This window comes from Pseudoalteromonas sp. SR41-8, from assembly GCF_014163915.1.
GTDB classification, from domain to species: Bacteria; Pseudomonadota; Gammaproteobacteria; order Enterobacterales; family Alteromonadaceae; genus Pseudoalteromonas; species Pseudoalteromonas rhizosphaerae.
Genome location: NZ_JACJEE010000016.1, coordinates 1 through 24,208, shown reverse-complemented (window position 1 = coordinate 24,208; position 24,208 = coordinate 1). Strand labels below are relative to the sequence as shown.

Here is a 24,208-nt window from a genome sequence, read left to right as displayed (position 1 = left end):
GGTGATCCAGTGATTATTAAAATTATTATCGTACTGTTGCTACTATTTATACTTTTTAACTTGTTCCGTGCCTTATTTATTATGGTATCGGGTAAAACAGATGGACGGCCTATGTCTCACTATTTAGGCCGTCGTGTGCTGTTTTCTGTTATCGTCTTAGTGGTTGTTATTGCAGCCCTTAAACTAGGTTTCATCCACAGTAACTCATCACCAATTGATAAAGTTACAGCACATATACAAACACAAATAAACACAACCACACCACATCAACAAAATGCCAATACCAAGCTGCGGCTTGAAACGCAAAATGTTTATCTGGGCTAAAGTGGCCCTTTAAAATGCGGATCAGCATGACTAATAATAAAATAGTTCCTAAGGTCACATGCATGCCATGAAAGCCGGTTAGTAAAAAGAAAGTATTGCCATATACGCCAGCATCTAAGGTCAGTCCTAAATCCTGATAAGCATGCATATACTCTACGACTTGCAGCCCTAAAAAACAGACCCCTAATACGATTGTCAGTGCCATAAATACTTTTAATGGCCCACGCTTATTGTTCTCCATGCCTACATGAGCAAAATGTAAGGTAACCGACGAGGTTAGTAATATTAATGTGTTGATCAGCGGCAATCCCTGCCAACCCATAGCCTGTGTCGTACCACCACCGGGTGTAGTAACTAATGGCCAGATTGCTTCAAAAGTAGGCCACAGTACCTCATTGGTCATGGCATTATTTCCGGCGCCGCCAAGCCAAGGCACAGAGATCATCCGGGCATAAAAAAGGGCACCGAAAAAAGCCATAAAAAACATTACTTCAGAGAAAATAAACCAGCTCATGCCTTGACGAAACGAGCGATCCATTTGCGCTGAATATAAGCCTTGATCAGACTCTTCAATGACATTTTTAAACCAGCGAAATAGCATAAACAGCAACACACCAATTCCTGCGTAAAGCACATAATGGCCAGCACCACCGCCGCTGCTTGCTTGCATTACGGTAAGACCTGCACCAACAGCAATAAAAAACATCGCAAATGCGCCAACTATTGGCCACGGACTTTGCGCGGGAACATAATATTTTTCGTAATTTTTATCCATTTTGTTTGCTCCTAATTAGCTATTAGCTTGGCAACCTAATTACTAGCCACTATCTGCCCGCTAATATCAAACACGGTATAAGACAAAGTTAACTCTTCAACATCTTCAGGTAATTGCGTATCAACATAAAAAAGCAGTTTAAATTCCACTTCTTCACCTGCTTTCAAAGGTTGTTGATCGAAACAAAAGCAAGCCATTTTATGCAAATACTTAGCTGCTTTGCCTGGAGACACCGACGGTACCGCTTGCATAACTTTATCTTCATTACTGGTATTTTTTGCTCTAAACAGCACTTCGCGCATAGCTCCGGGCTTTACTACCACACTATACTCATGTGATTGCACCTCAAATGGCGCTCCACTTTGCGCATGAGTTGTGAAGCTTACGTCGATTTCTCGTGCCTCATTAACACTCGTACTTTGCTTTGCTTGCTCTAACGAAGGCTTACCATTAAGGCCTGTTACATCACAAAAAACGTCGTACAACGGCACCAAAGCAAACGCAAAAGCGAACATGCCAAGACATATTAAAACTAAGCGCTTAAGCAGTGGTGCATGACTCATTACTTAATCTCCGGTGGCGTTTCAAAAGTATGATAAGGCGCAGGCGATGCCACCTCCCATTCCAAACCCTCAGCACCATCCCACACTTTGGCGGGCACTTTATCGCCGCCTCGTGCACACTTAAATACTACAACCACAAATAACAATTGTGATAAACCAAAAGCAAAGCCACCAATACTAATAATCGCGTTAAAGTCTGCAAATTGCAGTGCGTAGTCAGGAATCCGGCGTGGCATACCGGCCAAACCAACAAAGTGCATAGGGAAAAACAATACATTCACGCTCACTAACGACAACCAAAAATGCCATTTAGCCAAGGTGATATTGAACATATTTCCCGTCCATTTTGGCAGCCAATAATACGCCCCGGCCATAATTGAAAATATCGCCCCAGTCACTAACACATAATGAAAATGCGCCACCACAAAATAAGTATCATGGTATTGAAAATCAGCAGGAGTAATCGCCAGCATCAACCCAGAGAAACCACCTAAAGTGAATAACACAATAAACGCAATACTAAATAACATAGGCACTTCAAAACTAATCGAACCACGCCACATGGTGGCTACCCAGTTAAATACTTTGACCCCAGTTGGCACCGATATCAGCATAGTTGCATACATAAAAAATAATTCGCCAGCGACAGGCATACCTGTGGTAAACATATGATGCGCCCAAACTATAAAGCTAAGTAAAGCAATCGAAGATGTGGCATATACCATAGAGGCATAACCAAATAATTTTTTACGTGAAAAGGTCGGCACTATAGTCGAGATAATGCCAAAGGCTGGCAGAATCATAATGTACACTTCAGGGTGACCAAAAAACCAAAATATGTGCTGGAACATCACCGGATCACCGCCCCCAGCAGCATCAAAAAAGCTGGTTGCAAAATACTTATCAGTCAATACCATAGTCACAGCACCGGCCAATACCGGCATCACAGCAATCAATAAAAAAGCGGTGATAAGCCATGTCCACACAAACAGCGGCAGCTTCATCCAAGTCATACCTGGCGCACGTAAATTAACGATAGTTACAATCACATTGATTGCGCCCATAATTGAGCTAATACCCATGATGTGAATAGCAAAAACAAATAATGCGGTATTATCGTTACTGTAAGTTGTTGACAGTGGTGCATAAAAAGTCCAGCCAAATGCCGGGCCACCACCTGGCATAAACAGGGATGCCAGTAAAATAATAAAAGCAAAAGGTAAAATCCAAAAGCTCCAATTATTCATCCGTGGTAATGCCATATCTGGTGCGCCAATCATGAGTGGTACCATCCAGTTAGCCAATCCTGTAAAGGCCGGCATAACGGCACCAAATACCATGATCAAGCCATGTACTGTGGTCATTTGATTGAAAAAGTGAGGCTCTACTAACTGTAAGCCAGGTTGAAATAACTCTGCGCGGATCACCATCGCCATGGCGCCACCAATTAAAAACATCGTCAACGAAAAAATTAAATATAAGCTACCGATATCTTTATGGTTAGTAGTATAAAGCCAGCGTTTAAAACCTTTCGCAGGATGATGATGTCCATCATGGTGTGCAGCTTGATCATGTTGTTGCTCTGTTACGCTACTCATTATTTAGCCTCCGAAGTTGCATCAATCGCGGCTTGTATCTGACTCGGTTGAATTACATCCCCAGTGTCATTGCCCCATGCATTACGCTTATAGGTGATCACAGCTGCTAGCTGCTTGATTGATAACTGCTTGTCAAATGCTTGCATAGCGGTACCTGGGCGACCATGAAGCACTACATCAATATGATCTTTAATATCTCCTAATACTACCGGACTGCCTTTGAGCGCCGGGAAAACCCCCGGTAAGCCCATACCTGTTGGTTGGTGACACGCAGCGCAACTGGCCATATAGACTTGCTCGCCGAGTGTCATTAATTCTTCTTTTGGTAATGTTTGATCTAATAATGCAGCATCAGCAATTGCAGCGTTTGCTTTTGCCTGCTTAGCTTCGCTCAGCCAGTTTGCAAATGCTTGCTCAGATTTAGCTTCAACCACCACAGGCATAAAGCCATGATCCTTTCCGCATAGTTCTGCACATTGCCCTCGATAAATGCCCTCTTCATTAATTCTGGTCCAAGTTTCATTGATAAACCCAGGGTTAGCATCTTTTTTCACTGCAAAATCAGGCACCCACCAAGAATGAATAACGTCGTCTGAGGTCATTAAAAATCGTACTTTTTGATTAATTGGCAACACCAAAGGTTTATCAACTTCAAGCAGGTAATTAGGGTTTTTATTTGCAAGATTAGTTATTTCATCTTGAGGTGTAGCAAGCATTGAATAAAACTCAACATCTTCACCCATGTACTCATAATGCCATTTCCATTGAGAACCAGTAATTTTAATCGTGATATCAGCTTTACTAGCATCTTCCATTGCAATCAAAGTTTTTGTCGCAGGAATTGCCATACCAATTAAAATCACAAACGGGATTGCCGTCCAAAGGATTTCAACTTTAGTACTTTCATGAAATTGGGCTGGTTTTGCCCCTTTAGATTTACGGTGGTGGATCAGTGCCCAAAACATCACGGCGAACACGATGACCCCAATCACACAACATATAATAAATATTGTCATGTGCAGCTGATAAACATCATTACTTATATCTGTTACGCCCTTACGCATATTAAACTGGCTATTAGCCAATACTTGCTGCGGTAGAACAAACAATATAAGCCACAAGGTAGAGCTCAATTTACCCATGTGACGGCTCCTTTAAATGCTATTGCAAAACGCAAAGCGAAAAGGCGGCACAGCTTTATTCGCGCCAATTCGTTATTTTTTATTGTTACTGAATATTAACGCAACCCTAAATTATGCTATTGAGCAAAATTGTTAGACTTTTAAAGTAGCTGTTAACACAGTGTATTAACCAATTAGTTAAAAAATGAACAATTAGCAAGTTTTAAGAGCAATTAAATTCTTTTTTGGTGCATAAATAACAGCTAAAAATCAGCGCGTTATTTTGTAATTAGGGATAATATTAGAGGGCTAAAAGTAGCTGACAAGTAGATTTGATAGGGCTTAGGACGCTATAGCTAAGTATAAAATCTAGCCATTAAAGCGGTAAAAAATTAAATGCACCAAACTTCACCAATTTGGTGCAAAATATAGATCAAAAAATTTACATCCAATCAGCGTTGCGGATCACCCCAACAGCTAACCCTTCAATATTGAAAGATTCATGTTCAAGATCCACTTCAATCGGTGAAAATTCATCATTTTCAGCATGTAAAAAAACTTTTTTACCTGCTTTTTCAAGGCGTTTTACTGTTACATCGTCATCAACACGGGCAACCACCACTTGGCCATTTTCAGCAACTTGAGTGCTGTGTACTGCCAATAAATCGCCATCCATAATACCAATGTCTTTCATACTCATGCCTTGCACACGCAGTAAAAAATCAGCAGCCGGTTTAAACAAGAGTGGATCTATTTTGCAATGACTTTCAACATGCTGCTCTGCCAAAATAGGCTCACCAGCGGCAACTCTGCCTATTAGAGGTAAACCAAGTTGTTCCGGCTCATCCTCTTCAACTAACTGAATACCTCGACTAGCACCGGGCTTCATTTTAATAACGCCCTTTTTCGCTAATGCCTTTAAATGTTCTTCCGCTGCATTAGCACTTTTAAAACCTAACGTTTGCGCAATCTCAGCACGGGTTGGCGGCATACCGGTATCTTTAATAAAAACTTTAATAAGTTCGAGAATTTGAGCTTGGCGATTCGTTAATGGGCGCATACAACTGGTTTTCCATACAGTACATTTAACTGTGAGTATATACAGTTATCTGAAAATCGCAAATATAAATTGGCTTAAAATCGCGCCGTTAATAACAAGCTCATACTATTTAAACCACTTCCAGAATCAAGCGCAGATCCAAGACCAAACTTTAATGCTACATGTTGATTAAACCAATATTGCGTTTGCAGTTCATAGTTGTCTTTTAGATTTTTCTGATTACGAATATTAGCAACGACTCCCACTGACCATGCTTGATTTACATAATAAACCGCCTGCCCCTGCACATAACGATAACGCCCTGCCAATTGCTTTAGCTCTAAATCCCAACCTTGATTGCTAACTATATTTGTCCAACGAACATAAGGAGCATAAGTCCATTCAACCGCGACTCTTTCATTATCTTTGCCAAACCACATATCATGGCGCTCTAAGCGACTGTAATATACATTGAACCCTAGTTGTAACTGCTCATTCATTTGCTTACCAACAGCGGCACTCACTAAATAATCAGTATTTTGCCAATAGCTATTATCCTCACAGAGGCGCTGCGCGCTGGCACTAATAACTAATCCTGCGGGACCATAGATGGCAGCATCGGCATTTAAATAGCTAAAATCATCATTAGCAAACCCACCAATAGCATAATTATTGACTTGATTTAAATACGCTTTTAGCTCGTATGGACCAGTCAAAGATTCAAGATCTTGCGCAAAATATCGGTACCGTGCGCCTAAAAAAGATTCATCTAAACCAGCTAAATCGGTAAAACCAATATCGAGTTGATGTTTGGTACTAGCAACAGCCTCCGGCTGAGCAACAAGGCTCATTAATAATATTGCACCACATCCAAATACCTTTACTTTCATCCTTAAGATCCATTAACAGTTAGATAATATAGGTACATTTTATCTATTTTTATGATCTTAACTGTAGGAAAATGTTTAAAAGTGTAGACTGATTTAGTAAATAACTTAGTGAGGTAGACAGATGAGTATTTGGTATCAACCGATCACCCTAGCACAATGTAAGCAACTTGATGACGGCATAAGTGGTCAAGGCACATTGATGAAAACCATGGGCATTGAAATAAGTGAAATAGGCGATGATTATTTAGTAGCAACGATGCCCGCGATCCCAGCTCATCATAACCCTATGGGTATGGTGCATGGCGGCGCAAATGTTGTACTTGCAGAAACGGTGGCGAGTTATGCTGCAAACTTTGCTGTTGATTTTACAAAGTTTTATTGTGTTGGCCAGGAGATCAATGCCAATCATCTAAAAGCATCACGTAATGGTATATTAACCGCGATAGCAACACCACTACACTTAGGCAAGCGTACATCCGTATGGGAAATAAAAATCACCAATAGTCGTGGAGAACTGTGCTGCGTATCAAGAATGACCGCAGCAATTGTAGAGCGAAAAGGCTAACTTGAAAGTGGATAAATTGTAATTTCAATACCTGCGCCAATAGCAGAAATACGCAATAAAGTATCGGCACTGAGCGCTTGATTAAAGCATTTTGGCGAAGTGCCTGATTCAAAGCCAATATCAAAGGTGCGCTTTGAGCATGATAACCACTGCTTTAATGCATTGCGTGAGCAAGATTCAATTAACTCACATAAGTGGTTAATCGCTTTATCTGGTGAGATAACGTCTTCATTAGACTCAATACGTGCTAGTTGACGGTACTCATCTTTATCGTAATGCAAAACCACAGCACTTTTTTTTAAGTCTGCAACTAACAAACTAATATCTTGCTTTGATTCAAGCTCTAGATCTACATTTAAAAATTGAATTTCCGACATTGTTTCATTTTTACCCTGCGTTAATAACAACGCAAACTTTAACCTAATTTTGCGTATATACCAAATCTAGAGTAGCTAGTTTTATTTTGTTGATGCGACAATTTGCCACATTGGCAAACTCAATATAATTTATAGAATACCGCACTAATAACAAACAGGTAGTCACTATGGATAAACGCATTTTTAAACATGCGCGTAAGTTTCACAAATGGTTAGGTTACTTATTAGCGCTACAAATTTTTGCATGGTTACTCGGTGGTTTAATTATGAGTGCTATACCGCTTGAAAAAGTTCACGGTAAACATTTAGCTGCGCGGCAATTAAATAACCCATTCAAACAAGCTGATTATCTAGCCTCAGTTGATAATATCGTTGCACAAATTACTCAACCAAGACAAATTAGTTATAGTCACTTTTTAACAATCCCTACCATTATTGTGAGCAACAGTAACGGTGAGTACAGCTTTAACGGAGTTACTGGCAGTCCTTTGGTAGCACCGAGTAAAGCGCAAATTATTGCCAATGCCCAAGCTCATCTATTAATTAATGCGCAAGTAACAGACGCGATCAAACTAGCTAAAGGTACTCGCGAAGTTGGCTTTAAAGAAAATATTTGGCAAGTAAATTTTGACGATACGTTTAACACCACACTATATTTATCCGCTGATAGTGGCCAAGTTATTACTGTTCGCAGCACAATTTGGCGAATTTTCGATTTTTTCTGGATGTTACACATAATGGACTATGATCAACGTGAAGATTTTAATAACCCATTATTAATTAGTTTTGCAGCCAGTAGCATATTGTTTTGTTTAACTGGCTTTATTTTATTACTACAAAATATCCGTTTTAGAAAACGTACTTCCCGTCGCCCAAGTAGCTAACCTTACCTTGTAGATGAGTTAAAATTCCCACTACATCACACAGTTAAGCGATTTACTTTTTGAATAATCGCTCTAAACTAGCGCTTCCTGTAGTTCACTAAAGTGATTGGATATGCCGCATTTAATTATTGCGCTGGTATTGTGTTGTGTGAGTTTTAACCTTTATGCAGAACAATTCACCAGTTTTTACAGCGCAAAAAAACACCTCATCAAAACCCTTCCTGATAACGCCACCAGCCTCTATTGTGGCTGTAATATTAAACGCCAAGGTAAAAAACTGGTGCCCGACCCAAATGCATGTGGTTATGTGCCTCGCAATGCGGTTACTCGTTCAGGCAAACCAAATGCGCGCGCAACTCGGATTGAGTGGGAACATATTGTGTCTGCATGGGAATTTGGTCACCAGCTACAATGCTGGCAAGATGGCGGCCGAAAAAATTGCATTAAAGTCAGTGCGCAATTTCGGAAAATGGAAGCTGATATAAATAATCTCGCTCCGGCAATTGGTGAAATAAACGCAGACCGCTCTAATTATAGCTTTGGCATGATTGCAGGTAATGCAAGCCAATATGGTCGCTGCCAAGTAAAGGTAGATTTTAAACAGCGTGTGGTAGAGCCGCCCTTTTATGCACGAAAACGCATTGCCGATGCTTATTTTTATATGCAAAAAACCTATGGTTTAAAAATTTCCGACAAGCAACAAAAATTATTTACCGCATGGCAAAACCAAGCTTTGGCAGCGAAAAATAGCAATGCTGTACTTTAAATAGCCAAAACCATAAAAAAGGCACATTTCGCGCCTTTTCACTTAAAACCTGCATTTAGTTTCGTCATTAAATATCTTGATGTGGGCCAAACACCTCGAAGTGAATACGCTCAGCAGCAACTTCTAATACGAGTAATTGCTGTTTAATTGCAGCCATAAACCCCGTTGGGCCACAGATGTAGAAATCACCTTCTTCAAGCGGTAGCTGCTCAGCAACAGCGCTGACATTCATCAATCCAGTAAACTCAGCTCCCTCGCCACCTTGATTAAACCAAGTGTAGTAATTTAATCGAGTATGCGCCGCGGCTTGCTCTGCCAAAAACTGACTAAATGAATGCTGCAGGATATTTTCACAGGCGTGTAAATAGGTGACCGCTTGATTCGATGTATCACATAATAATGTTTGTAGCATTGCCAGCATCGGTGTTTGGCCAACGCCCGCAGAAATTAATACCACAGGTTTTTTATTTGCGCGTAAAAAGAAGTCTCCAGCCGGTGGATAAAGCTCCACAACGCTGCCCTCATCAAGTGAGTGCAAATAATTAGATACAATCCCCGCTGCTGGCAATAACTCTTTTTTCACGCTAATACGGTAATTTTCACCATTACTTTGCTGAGAAATAGAGTATTGGCGTATCTCACTATACTGTGCATAAGCTGGTTTTACTTTGATACCTAAATACTGCCCTGGTTTATGAGTCATTACCGCTTTACCATCGACTGGCACTAAAGTAAAACTGGTTACTAACTCTGATTCAGGCTGTTTTTTAGCAATAACAAATGCTCTAGTACCCGACCAGCCACCGTGGTTATTTTTACTGTGCTCGTATAGTGCCGCTTCTTCGGTAATACAAATATCAGCAAGTAGTGCGTAAGCCTCACGCCATGCATATTCAACTTCAGCTGTAAATTGCTCAGGGATCAATTCTTTTAAAGTGCCAATCAGGTGTCCGCCAACAATTGGATAATGCTCAGGTAAAATATGCATGCTGGTATGCTTATGATTAATGCGTGCCAGCGCCTCTTTTAATACGGCTAAATTATCAATATTTTGAGCATACGCAGCCAAGGCATTAAATAATGCAAATTGCTGACGGCCACTACGTTGATTGGCCATATTAAAAATATCCTGCAGCTCAGGGTTATGACTAAACAGCCGGTTATAAAAATGCTCCGTGACAACGGTGCCCGCCTGCGCCAATAAAGGCGCTGTGCTTTTTACTATTTCAATGGTTTTATCAGATAACATACAACTTCCTTTAACCACGACGCCCATCAACACGACGCCGCGTTAAAATAGGAATACAGTGGAATAAGAACAATAAAAATGCCACGATCCACAGTACAGCACTCAGCTGCCATGCGATGTGTGGCCCAATAACAACAGGTAATAACGAACGAATAATTGCTGCAATAAACACTAAAGCAAACGCCACAGCCATAAAGTGAGGAATAGTTAAAGGGCGGCCAGTATGACCATGAGATACCCGCGTCATCATCGCTAAGATCATCATGCCAATCGTACCTATAGTGATCATATGCAGCGCGTCTTTAAACAAAATAACCGAGCTGTAAAAACTCAGCGCAAGCAATACTAAACCAAGCCCAAGAGCTAGATAGGAGAAGTGCAACGACCATAACAGTGGTACTTTGAGCATTTGATTATTCCACCACAACAATGAGCGACTTAAATGCACTACAGCAACAACAGCCAATGCCCAACCAGGATTAACGCTTGCTATAAATAATTGGCTGATAAAATAAAGCGCGACAGCAAACAATGAGCTGTAAAGCAGCACTTTATCTAAACGAGGAGTACGCACTTGCTCCGCGAAACCAAGACCACGAGCAGTAAAAAAAGGTAATACCCGCCCAGCCACCACACCGACAAGTAAGGTCATTACTAGTACTGCGGTATCGGCGACTGCCAATGCAAGTAGCATGTTTTGTTGTATTGCTAAGCATAAATAAATAATATTGAGCACACACAATGCGCTTAGCATCGGTAAAAATTGGTAGTTATTTTTATTGCCAGCTTTAAGGAGCATATTAGCCAGCGCCATAACTGCACCTAACCACCAAAGCAATTGGAACAATAACACCGCATATAAACTAAAGTTTTCAATACCTGCACTGGTAATAAAAAACGCAACACGAGCTGCTAGCCACACTAGGGTTAGCAACATCAATTTACGACCATTAATACTCGCAACCCCGGTCCAAGTTTGTGCTGCGGTTAATAAAAACCCCACAGCTACAGCGCCTGCAAAGCCAAACATCATTTCATGGGCATGCCAAAGTGTTGCTGGCATAGTCAATTGCCATCTGGCATGGCCTGTTAAAATGAGTAACCAATAACTAATCGACAAAACGGCCAACAAGCCAGCTCCTAAAAAGTAGGGCCGAAATGCTAACATCCATAACGGCCATTGACTGACTTGATAAAAACGCACTTTTTTGGGCATTGGTTCGGTTAAATTGATTGCTCGCATCAGCGTATTAGACTCATCTATCTAGGTATTTATAACACGCTACTGCACAAGCCGAGCCAAGATTTAAACTGCTTATTATTCAACACATTAACTATTTTACTATTGACAAAAAAGTCTTTATGACTCACCTTTAAATAAGATAAAAACACATTTGAGTCATTTTGACATGGCAGATAAACAAAGCTTACTTAATGTCGCCCTTGTGCTTGCTAAAGTGAGCGACCAAAAGCAGCCTTTTCAGCAGTTAATTCAGTGTATCAAGCAAGTAATACCCAGTGACGCTATTGCACTGCTTACCTTACAAGGCGATGTGTTAAAACCACAAGCTATTCATGGACTGACGCCTGACACCCTAGGACGACGCTTTGTAATAAACGAGCATCCACGTTTACATGCCATTTGCAACGCTAAGCAACCATTACAGTTTGCCCATGATTGCCCAATTCCTGATCCGTACGACGGTTTACTATCGAGCAAAACTGGCGATATCCCTGTTCATGCTTGCTTAGGCATCCCCCTACTTGATAGCGACGATAACTTACTCGGTGTGATCACCCTCGACAGTCTCGATGCAAATGCATTCGACAGTTTTGACCTTGAGCTATTTACTCAACTAGGTACGCTTTGCACCGCGCATTTGCAAACTGTATTAAAACTGCAGCAATATCAAAACCACGCGCAACATAGTAGCGCTTTAGTGCAAGAGCTAAACCGCGAAGCGCTTACCCGCGATGGTGCAGAGATCATCGGCCAAAGCACGGCCATGCAAGCCCTTCGAAGCGATATAAAACTAGTGGCGGCTTCTGAGTTTAGTGTCTTGATCCAAGGTGATACCGGGGTAGGTAAAGAGCTAGTAGCACGCAATATCCATCTTCATTCAAAGCGTAGCGAAATGCCGTTAATTCACTTAAATTGTGCATCATTACCAGAGAATCTCGCCGAAAGTGAATTTTTTGGCCACGCCAAAGGCGCATTTACCGGCGCCCATAATGCACGTCAAGGCAAGTTTCAGCTGGCTGATGGTGGCACCTTATTTTTAGATGAAATTGGTGAACTGCCACTTGCCATGCAAAGTAAACTATTGCGCGTCTTACAAAGTGGTGAAATCCAAACGGTTGGCGAAGATGAAGTAAAATACGTCGATGTAAGGGTTATTGCGGCTACAAACAGGCATTTAAAAAACGAAGTCGCTCAAGGGCGTTTTCGAGCCGATTTATATCATCGGTTAAGTGTTTACCCGCTCAACGTTGCGCCACTTAAACAACGCGAAAACGATGTAATTTTACTTGCAGGTTACTTTGTTGAAAGAACAGCCCGTAAGCTAGCTATCAAACAACTCAAACTCAGCGTCGAAACGCAACTACTACTCACTCAATATGACTGGCCGGGAAATGTGCGAGAACTTGAGCATGTGATCAGCCGTGCAGCATTAAAAGCCAAACAAAGCCAGTGGCAGCAAGCAATAATTACTATTGAACCTGCTCATTGTGAACTTAACCTAAGTACAAATAACCCAGCGCCTGTCGCATTAACAACTGCCGATAACAATAACATAAATAAACAAAATTTCTCGCTCAAACAAGCAACGGATACATTTACTCAGCATTTAATCAGCCAACAGCTAGAACAACATAATTACAACTGGGCCAGTGCAGCACGAACATTAAAAGTTGATCGCGCTAACTTAGTGCGATTAGCCAAACGTCTCGGTATTACAGTAAAAAAATCTATTTAATGTGTATTTTATACACCCAAACTTGGCTATAGTGCCAACTGGTGTAAAACCACAATAAACATCTAAACAGGAGATATTTGATGATTGTATTAAACCCCCTTGCTGGGCAAGTAAGTGCTTAATTTTATTTTTTAATATTAAGTTTTGCCCGGCCATTAGCCGGGGCGCTGTTGATAGCTAAAATTTAACAGCAAACCCCTTTGTTATTTTTACTCTTTGCAGTAATGGGGTTATATGAATACTAATTTAAGTTTAAGCCAACTGGGTTGGCGTGCATTTTTCCAACAACAACTTACGCTCAATGATTTAGAGCACACACTGATTGCACGGATCATTACCTACCATCGCGACCACTTTGTTGTACAGAGTGCGCAGGGTTGCCACAAGGTATTGGTAAATTCAGATCATCCCCCCTTAACTGTGGGTGACTGGATATTACTTACGCAACACAACGAACACTGGCTGTTTACCCGATTGCTTGAGCGCTTAACATTGCTCAGTCGCAAAAGTGCGGGAAGTAAATTAAGTGAACAGCTTATTGGCGCTAATATTGATACTTTGTTTATTGTCAGCTCGCATAATCAAGATTTCAATCTAAGCCGCTTTGAGCGCTACTTAGCGTTAGCATATCAAAGTGAGTGTTTACCCGTTGTTGTACTGACCAAACGCGATCAATGTGCAGAACCAGAGCAACATATAGCACAACTAACAGCGCTTGATAATCACTTAACCGTGCTGTCTGTTAATGCATTAGAGCGTGGCAGTGTTGAGCAATTAATGCCATGGTGCGGCAAAGGTCAAACATTAGCTTTTGTTGGGTCTTCGGGTGTAGGTAAATCCAGCTTAGTTAATAGCTTATGTGAACAGCAGCTAAGTGACACTGGTGCAATTCGTGAGGACGACAGCAAAGGTCGCCACACCACGACTCATCGAGCATTGCATGTTCTTAACGTAGGAGCGCTGTTACTCGATACTCCCGGCATACGCGAGCTGCAACTAAGTGACTGTCAACAAGGTGTAGAGCTTACTTTTAACGATATAAGTGAACTGGCGCAGCAGTGTCGATTTGCCGATTGTAGTCATCAGCTAGAACCCGGTTGTCAGGTGCTAGCTGCGTTACAAAAAGGCTTATTAACGCAGCGGCGTATCACTAATTATCAAAAACTGTTAAAAGAGCAGCAACGCAATACTCAGAGCCTTGCGCAATTACGTAGCCAAGATAGAAGCTTAGGTCGGTTTTATCGTAACGTACAAGCAGACATGCGTAATTTAAAAGGACGTTAATTAATTTTTCTCAGTCGTTAAACAAAACGTGGCTAAATACTATTTAGCCACGTTTTTGCTGATAGAAAGATTAACGCAGCTAAATTACGCGAGCTTATGCTCCTTAAAATACGCTTTTAAAAGCTGACTGAACGCCTGTACCTTAGCTGTTCGGTGCACTAAGTGATGGGTTACTAGCCATAAATCCGTTGGCCAACTCAGTTCATCCGCTAGTATTGGTACTAAATCAGCATACTGCGCCGCCACGTCATGCTGCATCCCGCCAATTCCCAAGCCTTTAACAATCGCACGGGTTGCCTCTGAGGTTTCAGACACGCGTAATTTCACTTGTGAAGTTGGTATATTTTCATCAACCCAAACAAAATAAGGCACTTTGCCATTATAGCCGGCCACCCCCGAAACAAAATTATGCAACGGCAATTGCTTAATACTTTTTGGCACGCCATGCTTATCAATATAACGCTTTGATGCATAAAATCCTGACGACAAATGCGCCAAATGCTGGGCGATATAATCACCTTCATCAGGACGAGGACCTGCGCGAACCGCTATATGTGCTTGGCCGTGGTCAAGACGTAACCGGTTTTGATCTAATATAACTTCCAGCTGCACCTGTGGATGTAAACTTTGAAATTGTTCACACACATCACTCAGTACATCAATAAAACCACTGACCGTTGTAAGCAATAAACTACCACGCAAAGTACTATCTGCGGCAATAATATCATTGTGTAAGCGTTCAAGTTCACTATTAATAGACTGCGCTGCTGTAAAGAGTTTAGCGCCAATCTCAGTTACTTTATAACCCCGGGCATGACGATGAAATAAACGTGCATTTAAACTTTGCTCTAGGTTATTAATGCGCCTAAGTACCGTACTGTGATGGACGTTGAGCTTTTCAGCCGCCGCTGTTAACGTTCCTAACCGCGCAACTTCATAGGCTACTTTTACATCTTGCCAGTCATCAAATTGAATCGCCATACCTGCCCTTAACCTTAAATGTGCGTATATGCACATAAGTTTTGCGTTTATTTGGCTTTTCTGCAAGTAAATATTTGCTAAAGTAGTTAACAGGCAAACCCAACTACGTTATTGAAGGCGACCACCATGACAGCACCAAAAATTATTGCCTTAGCAGGCAGCTTACGTAAAGACAGCTTTAACCAAAAATTGATCAATGAAGCAGCCCGCTTTGCATTAGAAAGCGGTGCAGAAGTTGAAGTAATTAAACTGGCAGATCTAAACTTACCCATGTTTGACGAAGACGTTGAAGCGCAAGGCACACCAGTAGGCGCTCAGTTATTAAAAGACAAACTACGCGCTGCAGATGGCATCTTACTTGCGAGCCCTGAATATAACGGTTCAATTACCGCGGTACTAAAAAATGCCATTGATTGGGCATCACGTACTGAGCAAGGCGCAGTTCCAGCATTTCGTAACAAGGTAACGGCTTTATACGCCTCATCACCGGGAGGCTTAGGTGGCTTGCGTGGTCTAAATCACGTTCGCGATATTTTATCGGGTATCGGCAGCTTGGTATTGGCAGATCAACTTGCCGTACCTGCAATTCACACTTTGCTTGATGAAAATGGCCGCATTAGTGACCCTGTGACAGCAGAACGAATTGCAGGCCTTGCTCAGCAGCTCGTCAGCGTTGCCAGCAAATTAAATAAATAAATAAACCGCTTAAGAAAGCTTTGTCGCTGCTAACTTGGCAGCGATAAAATCCTCATGCGCGACATACAACAAGTTAGAAACACGGCGAATTACATACTCTTCTTGCGGATCTAACTCACCATCGGCATACGCTAAGCGCCATAGCAGCTCTATAATTTCAATGCGTTGCTCTGCGCTGCATTGATCATTAATTTGTTTAGAAAACTGAAAGTAATCAATCGCGTCATCCAAACTTTTTCCTGCGCTTTGCATTAGCTCACTAACGTCTTCATCACTCAAATTAAAATACTTTTTTAAAGTCAGAGATAACGTTTTCAATTCATCGTCTTGCTGCTCGCGATCAGCACGCATTACTTCAATCAATAATGCCGCTACAGCCGTTTTCAAATCATGCTCTTGCAGCTGAGCTGGTTGCTCATCAAAAGCTGAAAATAGTTGTTTTATTTGTTTGAACATCACATTTTCCCTTTTTGGGTGTTAGACTTACAGCATAACTCGTTGCATCACTGTAATTAAATAGTGCGCTCAATACAATAATGGAGTTAAAGGTTTATGAAAGGAAAAACAGCAAATAGGCTAGTAATTATCAGTGCGCTGGCACTATTAATAGGCAGTAATGCGGTATTAGCAGAAAAAGGTGAAACCGAAAAACTCTATGACTTTGATGAAAAAGTCCATTATTACCAAACTAAAATTGACGATAATAACTACCATCTAGAAATTCAATCTGACGACTATCAGCACTTTAAAAATCAAAGTGTATTTTTATTGCGCCACGCTGATCATTTATGCCGTGGTAATCCGTTTATGCTAAAAGTGACTGATGGTGTACAAGAGTATGATCGTTTCCCAACCAAACCCCGCGCCTATCAGCCGCCTTTAACGGTATTACTACAATGTGAGACAAAGCCCAGCAAAGACTAATCTTTAGTCTTTATAACCCCAAGGCGCTGGCGGTGGTGTAATTGGTTTTGTTAAATCAAAATCAACGCGAAACTCGCGGCCTTGGCGAATTAAACGATAAGTAAACTTTTCAGGATAAATATACATCTGCCATGTATTACCGATAGATTGTGGAATACCTTGGCTAACAAACAATTCTTTTGAATACTGATCCGCAGGGAACGACTGCACGTTAGCAAACCCAGCATCAACAGTATGACCACCGTACATAGTCGATACATCATCAGTCCCATCTTGATGGCGATGATCGTGTTTTAAACTCAAACCACTACCGGTTTTGGTAATGATCCACGTACGTGATGCATCATCACCTACATGAAACGGTACTTGTAACTCACTATCAGTGCATTTACGAACATGCATGACTAATTTTTTACCCGCAAACGAGCTAGGACCAGTGGCATTATCAACCGTTACTTTACCCTCAAAAGCTTTACCACAATGGGCGGCAATATTATCAAAAAAGCCATCATGAGTTGGGATAGATACCAAAGGCGCAGGGCGAGCAAACGCCGCCGTAGACGCCAGCAATAAAGTCGCCGCTGTTAATAATTTCATAGCATGTTCCTAAAAATATAAAGTTGCAGCTTAGCGTGTTAATAAATACAAAGGAAGTAATCGCGTTGAATGGTAATTTAGTTATAAGTTAGCGAGATGAAAGTTAGCAAGTTACCTATTTAAAACTCAGTGTTAGTATTAAGCCTAGCAGAAATAATGCTTCTTAATTTTTGTAAACCTACAAACCTATGTCTGAGGCTATAAAATGAATCAAAAAAATATTACACACCATAATATGGGGTCTGCACAAATTGAGAAACATGAATATCGTGTTTCTATGAATATCAGCCGGAAAAATATAGTAATAAGAAATGGTGTAGGACACTTCAAGCGAGGCCCTTACAAAGGAGCCACTCTTTCATTGAGTCCAGAAGAGATAACAGCACTTTATGAGGTTGGAAAAGCACTTGTACCCATTATAATTTCGGCGGGAATAACTTATAAATCCACAAAAAGTGGTGCTAAGGCATCAAGAGGAACAAGTAAAGTATGCCCTTTTAAAAAGCCCTTGACTAAAATAGCTTGCGGAAAACCTCTTTATTATCGTGAAAGAGCTTTAAATCAAAATGGTAAAACAATTGAAATATTTACCTGTGATGCTGGTCATGAATGCAAACAGCCGATTATATCGGCTGTAAAATGAAGTCACAAAAAACGCGGCCTTAGCCGCGTTTCATTGTTTAATGACTTTTAAACCTTTACTGCCAAGGTCGCTCGGCGTTAAGCTTTGCTTCAAAGGCATCGATTTGTGGGTTGAGGGTTTCGGTGACACCGATAAAATCTAAACCGCTTAATAAACGCTCTTTTACATCTTTGCGAATATCAAAGCTAATTGGTGCAAACTTATTGCTGGTCAACATTTGGTTTTCAAGGTCGATGTCGATATGAATATCGTCGTGTTGCTCACTCAGTACAAATAAGTCTTCCAATGTTTGCGCTGGTAGTGCAATAGCTAACATCTGGTTATTGCCACAGTTATTAAAGAAAATATCAGCAAAGCTTTCCGCTAAAATCACTTCAAAACCATATTGCTTTAATGCCCATGGAGCGTGCTCACGTGATGAGCCGCAGCCAAAGTTATCGCGAGTTAGTAATATTTGCGCGCCTTGGTAACATGGCCGATTTAAAATAAACTCAGGGTTTGGCTCGTCGTTATCTAAATAGCGCCAATCATAAAACAACGCCGCATCAAAACCATCACGGCTGGTTGAGGTTAAAAACTGCTTTGGAATGATTTGGTCGGTATCGACGTTGTTTTTATCAAGTGGGGCCATTAAGCCACTAAAAAAAATGCTCATTAGGCTTCTCCTCTAATATCAACAAAGCGACCATGAATAGCTGCCGCAGCGGCCATTGCAGGGCTTACTAAGTGTGTACGACCACCACGGCCTTGGCGACCTTCAAAGTTACGGTTTGAGGTGGATGCACAGCGCTTGCCTGCACCTAAGCGGTCATCGTTCATGGCTAAGCACATTGAGCAACCCGGTTCACGCCACTCAAAACCAGCAGCTTTGAAAATATCAGCTAGGCCTTCATCTTCAGCTTGTTTTTTCACCAAGCCAGAGCCAGGTACGATTAACGCCTCAACACCAGCAGCCACTTTTTTACCTTCAACAATCTGTGCGGCGGCGCGTAAATCTTCAATTCGGCTGTTGGTACATGAACCAATAAATACCGTATCTACGCTCGCTGACGATAACTTATCACCGGCTGTTAAACCCATGTATTTAAGGGCACTGCGAATCGCATCAGCTTTAATTAAATCTGGCTCTTGATCTGGATCTGGAATGCATTCATCAACACCAATAACTTGCTCAGGGCTAGTGCCCCAAGTAATTTGCGGCTGAATGCTACTCGCTTCTAGTTCAACTTCTAAATCAAACTGCGCACCTTCGTCAGTTTTTAAGGTTTCCCAGTAGGCAACTGCAGCTTCAAAATCATCGCCTTGTGGAGCAAATGGGCGGCCTTTTAAGTAATCATAAGTGATTTGGTCTGAAGCGATTAAACCCGCTTTAGCGCCCATTTCAATACTCATGTTACACAATGTCATACGCGCTTCCATTGACAGTGCTGCAATACCTTCACCACAAAACTCTGCCACATAACCTGTACCACCAGCGGTACCTAGCTTACCAATCACCGCCATGATCAAATCTTTGGCTGTAACCGTTGGACGTAGTACACCATTAATTTGAATTTTTAATGACTTGGCTTTTTTCTGTTGTAGCGTTTGCGTCGCGAGTACGTGCTCAACCTCAGACGTACCAATACCATGGGCCAGGGCACCAAATGCACCGTGAGTAGAAGTATGGCTATCACCACAAACAATGGTAGTGCCAGGTAAAGTAATACCTTGCTCAGGCCCCATTACATGCACTATGCCTTGGTTAATTGAGTTTAAATCGTAAAGTACAATACCAAACTCTTTACAGTTGGCATCAAGCGCCATCAATTGGTTTTTTGATACTTCACTGGCGGCATCTAATGAGCGGCTTTTGGTCGATACATTATGATCCATCGTTGCGATGGTTTTTTCAGGACAACGCACTTTACGGTTTTTCTCTCGCAGGCCAGCAAAAGCTTGCGGCGATGTCACTTCATGTACTAGATGACGGTCAATATAAAGTAAATCGGTTTGCTCATTAATACTAGCAACTACATGTGCTTGCCAGATTTTATCGTATAACGTTTGGGCCACTTGCTGATCCCCTAATTTGTTTGACTCGCCGCGTGACGGTGCAGCGAGTGAATAATTGTTTAAATACGTGCTGTTTTATATACGAGCGACAATTGCTGCGGCAACGTCTTGCGTTGTATAACCTGCATTTGGGTAAATATCCGGTGTACCTACGCCTGCTTCGACCGCTTCGGCTACTGCTTTTTCAATGCTGCGCGCCGCTTCATCTTGGCCTAGTGAATAACGTAGCATTAACGCGGCACTTAAAATTTGTGCGATTGGGTTTGCAACCCCTTTGCCTGCAATATCAGGTGCCGAACCACCAGCAGGTTCATACATACCAAAGCCTGACTGATTTAAACTTGCCGATGGCAATAAGCCCATAGATCCGGTGATCATCGCGCATTCATCTGACAATATGTCACCAAATAAGTTATCACACAGTAACACATCAAACTGGCTAGGTTGTTTAACCAGTTGCATTGCCGCGTTATCAACGTAAATATAATCAAGGCTTACTTCTGGGAAGTCTTTGCTTACTTCGGTTACTACTTCGCGCCATAATACACTTGATGCTAATACGTTGGCTTTATCAACCGACGTTACATGGTTATTACGTAATTTTGCTGCTTCAAAGGCAAAACGTGCAATGCGTTCAATTTCTTTGCGTGAATAAGTTTGTGTATCAAATGCCACTTCTTCAGCCCCTTCGCCACTGCGGCCTTTTTCGCCAAAGTAAATACCGCCGGTTAATTCACGCACGCATAAGATATCAAAGCCTTTTTCGCTTATATCGGCACGTAATGGCGATGCAGCGCTCAGTGCTGGTAATAGTTGCGCTGGGCGTAAGTTACAAAATAAACCAAAGTGTTTACGTAGTGGCAAAAGTGATGCGCGCTCTGGTTGCTCATTGGCAGGAAGATGCTCCCACTTTGGACCGCCCACTGAACCAAACAAAATTGCATCGGCACTTTCACACGCTGCAAGGGTTTGATCGGGTAACGCTTTACCAAATTGATCAATCGCAGCGCCGCCAATGGCATGATGATGACGAGTTAAAGTAAAACCAAATTTACTGCTCACAGCATCCAATACCTGCTCTGCTGCTGCCATTACTTCTGGGCCGATACCGTCGCCTGCTAATACTGCAACGCTATAATTTGATTGACTCATCCTGCTTTCCTTTGTTGTTTTAAATCAGACACTTTTTGTGCACGATAAATTAAGTTATAAACGCGGATCATGGCGCGTACTGACGCCTCAACCACATCCGCGGCAATGCCCGCGCCGTGATAAGGGCGGCCATCGTATTTAGCTATTATATTTACTTCACCTAATGAACTGGCGCCTTCACCGGTCGCCTCTAGATTAAATTCAATCATTTCAACAGTCATACCCGTTAAACGTTCAATCGCTAAGAATGATGCCTCTACAGGGCCATTACCAGTGGCTGCTTCTTGTTTAGACTCACCATTAATCGTCATACCAATAGTTGAGCTTGCTACTGATTGCGAGTTAGACGTTGAGTTAACAAACTCTAATTGGTATTTGTCGTCTTTATCACTGATTTGGTTAAAATAAATCATCGCTTCAAGGTCATAGTCGTACACTGTACCTTTTTGATCTGCAAGGGTTAAGAAGCTTTCATATAGGCTATCCATATCGTAATCAGATTTTTGATAGCCTAATTCTTCAAGGCGGTGCTCAATAACATGACGACCCGAACGTGAGGTCATATTTAATTGGTTATTTGGTACGCCGACGCTTTCTGGTGACATAATTTCATAGGTATTTTGCGCTTTTAATACACCGTCTTGATGAATACCTGAACTATGGGCAAAAGCATTCTCGCCAACAATCGCTTTGTTAGGTTGCACTGGCATATTACAAATTTTCGCCACTTGGCGTGAAGCGCGATAGATTTCTTCACTGCGAATATCGGTATACACTTTTAAGTGGTCTTGGCGCATCTTCATGATCATCGCCACTTCTTCAAGTGAACAGTTACCCGCACGCTCACCAATACCATTAATAGTACATTCGATTTGCCGTGCACCGGCTTGCACCGCTGCAACAGAATTGGCAACAGCCAAACCTAAATCATTATGACAATGTACACTTAACCGCGCTTTATCAATATTTGGCACGTTATTCATTAAATGGCGGATCATCGCCGCGTATTCGTCTGGCGTAACAAAACCAACTGTATCTGGTAAGTTGATGGTTGATGCACCAGCATTAATCGCCTGCTCAACAATTTTGCATAAATCCCAATGCGGTGTACGGCCTGCGTCTTCGCATGAAAATTCCACATCATCAGTATAATTACGGGCAAGCTTAATTGATTTAACCGCCATGGCTGTCGCATCATCTAAGCTCATACGTAGCTTGTGTTCTAAATGCAAAGGGCTGGTAGCAATAAAAGTATGAATTCGACTTTGTTGTGCTGTGCGAAGTGCTTCGCCACAGGCTTCAATATCTTTAGCAACAGCGCGTGCTAAACCACAAATAATCGGGCCTTTCACTTCTGTCGCTATACGTTGCACTGAACGAAAATCGGCAGGGCTCGAAACCGGAAAACCTACTTCCATCACATCCACATTTAGGCGGCTAATAGTATGCGCCAGCTGGATTTTATCTTCTTCAGTCAGGCTCGCTTTAAGCGCTTGCTCACCATCACGTAAAGTGGTGTCGAAAATCCATACTTTATCTTGTTCTTGCATAATCTACCCTTAATTCTCTGCTGCCCTGGATGCGAGATAAAAAAAACCCCGCGATATGCGGGGTTTTTTGTGTTTACTTAATGCAAATACACTAATCCCCGCTCACGTGCGCTTGCAGTAAGAGGTTCAGTTTTAATGTAATTAAATGAGTGTTTTGCATCGTCTTTACTAAATGTGTGTGTTCAGTGAGCCCTATTTTTAACACTTCAAAACTGCGCATGCAAGCATAATCTCACCTTTAAATGGAATGAAAAACCACAATAAAAGAAAATAAATTTCGTATAAAACCAACTTTACGGTTATATAATTCAAACCAAACCTAAAGCAACCATAATATACTTTACTTTATGGCCGATCCTGCTTAGATAAGTTTTCTATTTTAATTCCCACTGTTGTCTCCACTCTATTCAGATCCTTTGCTCATTTCATGCATAACTAGTTACCCTGTGCTTTTTGGTTGGTAATTGCTATAGGGTATATTGACCTCATTCCCCAAATTCTCATTTCTTTAGTACGCGTTACCTGTTGCTCACCTGTTAAAATATTGGTTCTAGTGATAATGCTATAAGTAACAGGCTTACCAAGCTCATCAACCTCGCCCATTGGGTTATAACCAAATTTAAGGGTGGCATTTTCATCCAGAGAAAAAATAACGCCATTACCTTCCCCTATTTCTGAGTGCTCTATTTCAGGGTTGGCAATATTCACCCAATGAAAATGCGCTTTTGGTCTGCCTTGAGTCATGAACGCCAAATATTTTCCATCCGGTGAAATACGGTGGTTTTTCATCTCCCACTCTTTTGGGAAACCAAAATTAACTTTGCGCACTACTTCGCCATTAAATTTATGTATCCAAAAGCCATCGTGCTTTACCGCTAAAAACTCTTTATCGCCTGGGAGTAAAAATAACTCGTCAGAGTAAATTATTTCGCGCTGTGTAAGTGTTGCTGTTGATACTTTGTAGTTGTAATGTTTACCATCTGCATAAAAAATTACATTATCGCTATCTGAGGTCCAGTTAAATGAAGGATGCAGCCCTGCGCGCCCCCCGACCCACCCTTTACTCATTTGCTTCGTGGTTCTGCTATGAACGTGGGGGTTGTTGGTTTGTGTCATTCACATGCTCCTCAATTCATTTCACATGCATTGCTATGCTCTTTTCTCACCCCACCAACATCTCACAGTTCGTCAACATCA

At 41.6% G+C, this 24,208-nt stretch carries 25 protein-coding genes and 1 pseudogene; 9 read left to right on the top strand and 17 right to left on the bottom strand.

The genetic code is table 11. The features are described 5' to 3' along the window. Window positions 1–9: 9 nt before the first annotated feature. A complete protein-coding gene (locus H5162_RS21520; RefSeq protein ID WP_145237795.1) occupies window positions 10–324 on the top strand; it encodes a DUF2909 family protein in 315 nt (104 codons plus the stop codon). Here the strand turns inward: H5162_RS21520 and H5162_RS12240 are convergent. The 6 genes from H5162_RS12240 to H5162_RS12215 form a co-directional block, all read right to left on the bottom strand. Further along, window positions 224–1,099 (bottom strand): cytochrome c oxidase subunit 3, encoded by an 876-nt coding sequence (locus H5162_RS12240; protein WP_145237792.1) that lies wholly within the window; start codon window positions 1,097–1,099, stop codon window positions 224–226. The two genes, H5162_RS21520 and H5162_RS12240, sit on opposite strands and share 101 nt — an antisense overlap. Window positions 1,100–1,134: 35 nt before the next feature. Further along, window positions 1,135–1,662: a cytochrome c oxidase assembly protein gene (locus H5162_RS12235; protein ID WP_149980422.1), complete on the bottom strand. Its 528-nt coding sequence runs from the start codon at window positions 1,660–1,662 to the stop codon at window positions 1,135–1,137. Then, window positions 1,662–3,260: a cytochrome c oxidase subunit I gene (ctaD, locus tag H5162_RS12230; protein WP_145237784.1), complete on the bottom strand. Its 1,599-nt coding sequence runs from the start codon at window positions 3,258–3,260 to the stop codon at window positions 1,662–1,664. The genes H5162_RS12235 and ctaD overlap by 1 nt, the downstream gene beginning before the upstream one ends. Then, window positions 3,260–4,402 (bottom strand): cytochrome c oxidase subunit II, encoded by a 1,143-nt coding sequence (gene coxB / locus H5162_RS12225; protein ID WP_182778648.1) that lies wholly within the window; start codon window positions 4,400–4,402, stop codon window positions 3,260–3,262. The genes ctaD and coxB overlap by 1 nt, the downstream gene beginning before the upstream one ends. A gap of 421 nt (window positions 4,403–4,823) precedes the next feature. Further along, complete coding sequence (lexA, locus tag H5162_RS12220) at window positions 4,824–5,441, bottom strand: transcriptional repressor LexA (RefSeq protein ID WP_145237778.1); 618 nt, start codon at window positions 5,439–5,441, stop codon at window positions 4,824–4,826. A 74-nt stretch (window positions 5,442–5,515) separates the two neighbouring features. Then, window positions 5,516–6,310, bottom strand: coding sequence for a hypothetical protein (locus H5162_RS12215; RefSeq protein WP_182778646.1), 795 nt, complete (start codon window positions 6,308–6,310; stop codon window positions 5,516–5,518). Window positions 6,311–6,431: 121 nt separating this feature from the next. On the opposite strand from H5162_RS12215, the gene H5162_RS12210 reads away from it, so the two are divergent. Beyond that, window positions 6,432–6,875 carry a PaaI family thioesterase gene (locus tag H5162_RS12210; RefSeq protein ID WP_149980420.1) on the top strand — a complete coding sequence of 148 codons (444 nt, stop codon included), beginning with the start codon at window positions 6,432–6,434 and terminating at the stop codon, window positions 6,873–6,875. On the opposite strand, the gene H5162_RS12205 is transcribed toward H5162_RS12210, so the two are convergent. Continuing rightward, window positions 6,872–7,252 (bottom strand): hypothetical protein, encoded by a 381-nt coding sequence (locus H5162_RS12205; RefSeq protein WP_145242456.1) that lies wholly within the window; start codon window positions 7,250–7,252, stop codon window positions 6,872–6,874. The genes H5162_RS12210 and H5162_RS12205 overlap by 4 nt on opposite strands. 167 nt (window positions 7,253–7,419) lie before the next feature. Here H5162_RS12205 and H5162_RS12200 point away from each other — a divergent pair, with 167 nt between their 5' ends. Both H5162_RS12200 and H5162_RS12195 read left to right on the top strand, forming a co-directional pair. Further along, on the top strand, window positions 7,420–8,136 hold the full coding sequence (locus H5162_RS12200; RefSeq protein WP_145242454.1) for a hypothetical protein: 717 nt from the start codon (window positions 7,420–7,422) through the stop codon (window positions 8,134–8,136). Window positions 8,137–8,248: 112 nt separating this feature from the next. Further along, the gene (locus H5162_RS12195; protein WP_145242452.1) at window positions 8,249–8,902 is read left to right on the top strand and encodes an endonuclease; all 654 of its coding nucleotides are present in this window, start codon (window positions 8,249–8,251) and stop codon (window positions 8,900–8,902) included. A 67-nt stretch (window positions 8,903–8,969) separates the two neighbouring features. Here the strand turns inward: H5162_RS12195 and hmpA are convergent, their stop codons facing one another. After that, on the bottom strand, window positions 8,970–10,151 hold the full coding sequence (gene hmpA, locus H5162_RS12190) for an NO-inducible flavohemoprotein (RefSeq protein ID WP_182760139.1): 1,182 nt from the start codon (window positions 10,149–10,151) through the stop codon (window positions 8,970–8,972). Between the two features lie 10 nt (window positions 10,152–10,161). Next, on the bottom strand, window positions 10,162–11,394 hold the full coding sequence (locus H5162_RS12185) for an NnrS family protein (RefSeq protein ID WP_182760140.1): 1,233 nt from the start codon (window positions 11,392–11,394) through the stop codon (window positions 10,162–10,164). Window positions 11,395–11,560: 166 nt separating this feature from the next. Here H5162_RS12185 and norR point away from each other — a divergent pair, with 166 nt between their 5' ends. Together norR and rsgA are read left to right on the top strand one after the other, a co-directional pair. Further along, the gene (norR, locus tag H5162_RS12180; protein WP_182778644.1) at window positions 11,561–13,129 is read left to right on the top strand and encodes a nitric oxide reductase transcriptional regulator NorR; all 1,569 of its coding nucleotides are present in this window, start codon (window positions 11,561–11,563) and stop codon (window positions 13,127–13,129) included. A gap of 234 nt (window positions 13,130–13,363) precedes the next feature. Continuing rightward, entirely contained in the window at window positions 13,364–14,413 is a 1,050-nt protein-coding gene (gene rsgA, locus H5162_RS12175) for a ribosome small subunit-dependent GTPase A (RefSeq protein ID WP_182778642.1), read from the top strand. Window positions 14,414–14,497: 84 nt separating this feature from the next. Here the strand turns inward: rsgA and H5162_RS12170 are convergent, their stop codons facing one another. Beyond that, entirely contained in the window at window positions 14,498–15,394 is an 897-nt protein-coding gene (locus tag H5162_RS12170; protein ID WP_145242443.1) for a LysR family transcriptional regulator, read from the bottom strand. 126 nt (window positions 15,395–15,520) lie between these two features. Between H5162_RS12170 and H5162_RS12165 the strand changes: the two genes are divergently transcribed. Further along, window positions 15,521–16,090: an NADPH-dependent FMN reductase gene (locus H5162_RS12165; RefSeq protein ID WP_145242441.1), complete on the top strand. Its 570-nt coding sequence runs from the start codon at window positions 15,521–15,523 to the stop codon at window positions 16,088–16,090. Between the two features lie 9 nt (window positions 16,091–16,099). Here the strand turns inward: H5162_RS12165 and H5162_RS12160 are convergent, their stop codons facing one another. Then, complete coding sequence (locus H5162_RS12160; protein WP_145242439.1) at window positions 16,100–16,546, bottom strand: TerB family tellurite resistance protein; 447 nt, start codon at window positions 16,544–16,546, stop codon at window positions 16,100–16,102. A gap of 96 nt (window positions 16,547–16,642) precedes the next feature. Between H5162_RS12160 and H5162_RS12155 the strand changes: the two genes are divergently transcribed. Then, window positions 16,643–17,014 carry a hypothetical protein gene (locus H5162_RS12155; protein ID WP_182778640.1) on the top strand — a complete coding sequence of 124 codons (372 nt, stop codon included), beginning with the start codon at window positions 16,643–16,645 and terminating at the stop codon, window positions 17,012–17,014. 3 nt (window positions 17,015–17,017) lie between these two features. On the opposite strand, the gene H5162_RS12150 is transcribed toward H5162_RS12155, so the two are convergent. Further along, window positions 17,018–17,611 carry a hypothetical protein gene (locus tag H5162_RS12150; protein WP_182758019.1) on the bottom strand — a complete coding sequence of 198 codons (594 nt, stop codon included), beginning with the start codon at window positions 17,609–17,611 and terminating at the stop codon, window positions 17,018–17,020. A gap of 205 nt (window positions 17,612–17,816) precedes the next feature. Here H5162_RS12150 and H5162_RS12145 point away from each other — a divergent pair, with 205 nt between their 5' ends. After that, window positions 17,817–18,254, top strand: coding sequence for a hypothetical protein (locus tag H5162_RS12145; RefSeq protein WP_182778638.1), 438 nt, complete (start codon window positions 17,817–17,819; stop codon window positions 18,252–18,254). A gap of 55 nt (window positions 18,255–18,309) precedes the next feature. On the opposite strand, the gene leuD is transcribed toward H5162_RS12145, so the two are convergent. From leuD to H5162_RS12120, 5 genes and pseudogenes are all read right to left on the bottom strand, one after another. Then, window positions 18,310–18,909 carry a 3-isopropylmalate dehydratase small subunit gene (leuD, locus tag H5162_RS12140; RefSeq protein WP_182778636.1) on the bottom strand — a complete coding sequence of 200 codons (600 nt, stop codon included), beginning with the start codon at window positions 18,907–18,909 and terminating at the stop codon, window positions 18,310–18,312. Then, on the bottom strand, window positions 18,909–20,309 hold the full coding sequence (gene leuC, locus H5162_RS12135; protein WP_145242429.1) for a 3-isopropylmalate dehydratase large subunit: 1,401 nt from the start codon (window positions 20,307–20,309) through the stop codon (window positions 18,909–18,911). Before leuC ends, leuD begins: the two co-directional genes overlap by 1 nt. A gap of 75 nt (window positions 20,310–20,384) precedes the next feature. Continuing rightward, window positions 20,385–21,461, bottom strand: coding sequence for a 3-isopropylmalate dehydrogenase (gene leuB / locus H5162_RS12130; RefSeq protein ID WP_182735445.1), 1,077 nt, complete (start codon window positions 21,459–21,461; stop codon window positions 20,385–20,387). Continuing rightward, complete coding sequence (leuA, locus tag H5162_RS12125) at window positions 21,458–23,011, bottom strand: 2-isopropylmalate synthase (protein ID WP_182778634.1); 1,554 nt, start codon at window positions 23,009–23,011, stop codon at window positions 21,458–21,460. The genes leuB and leuA overlap by 4 nt, the downstream gene beginning before the upstream one ends. Before the next feature lie 435 nt (window positions 23,012–23,446). Further along, a pseudogene (locus H5162_RS12120) lies at window positions 23,447–24,049 on the bottom strand (hypothetical protein); the annotation flags it as partial. Window positions 24,050–24,208: the final 159 nt, after the last annotated feature.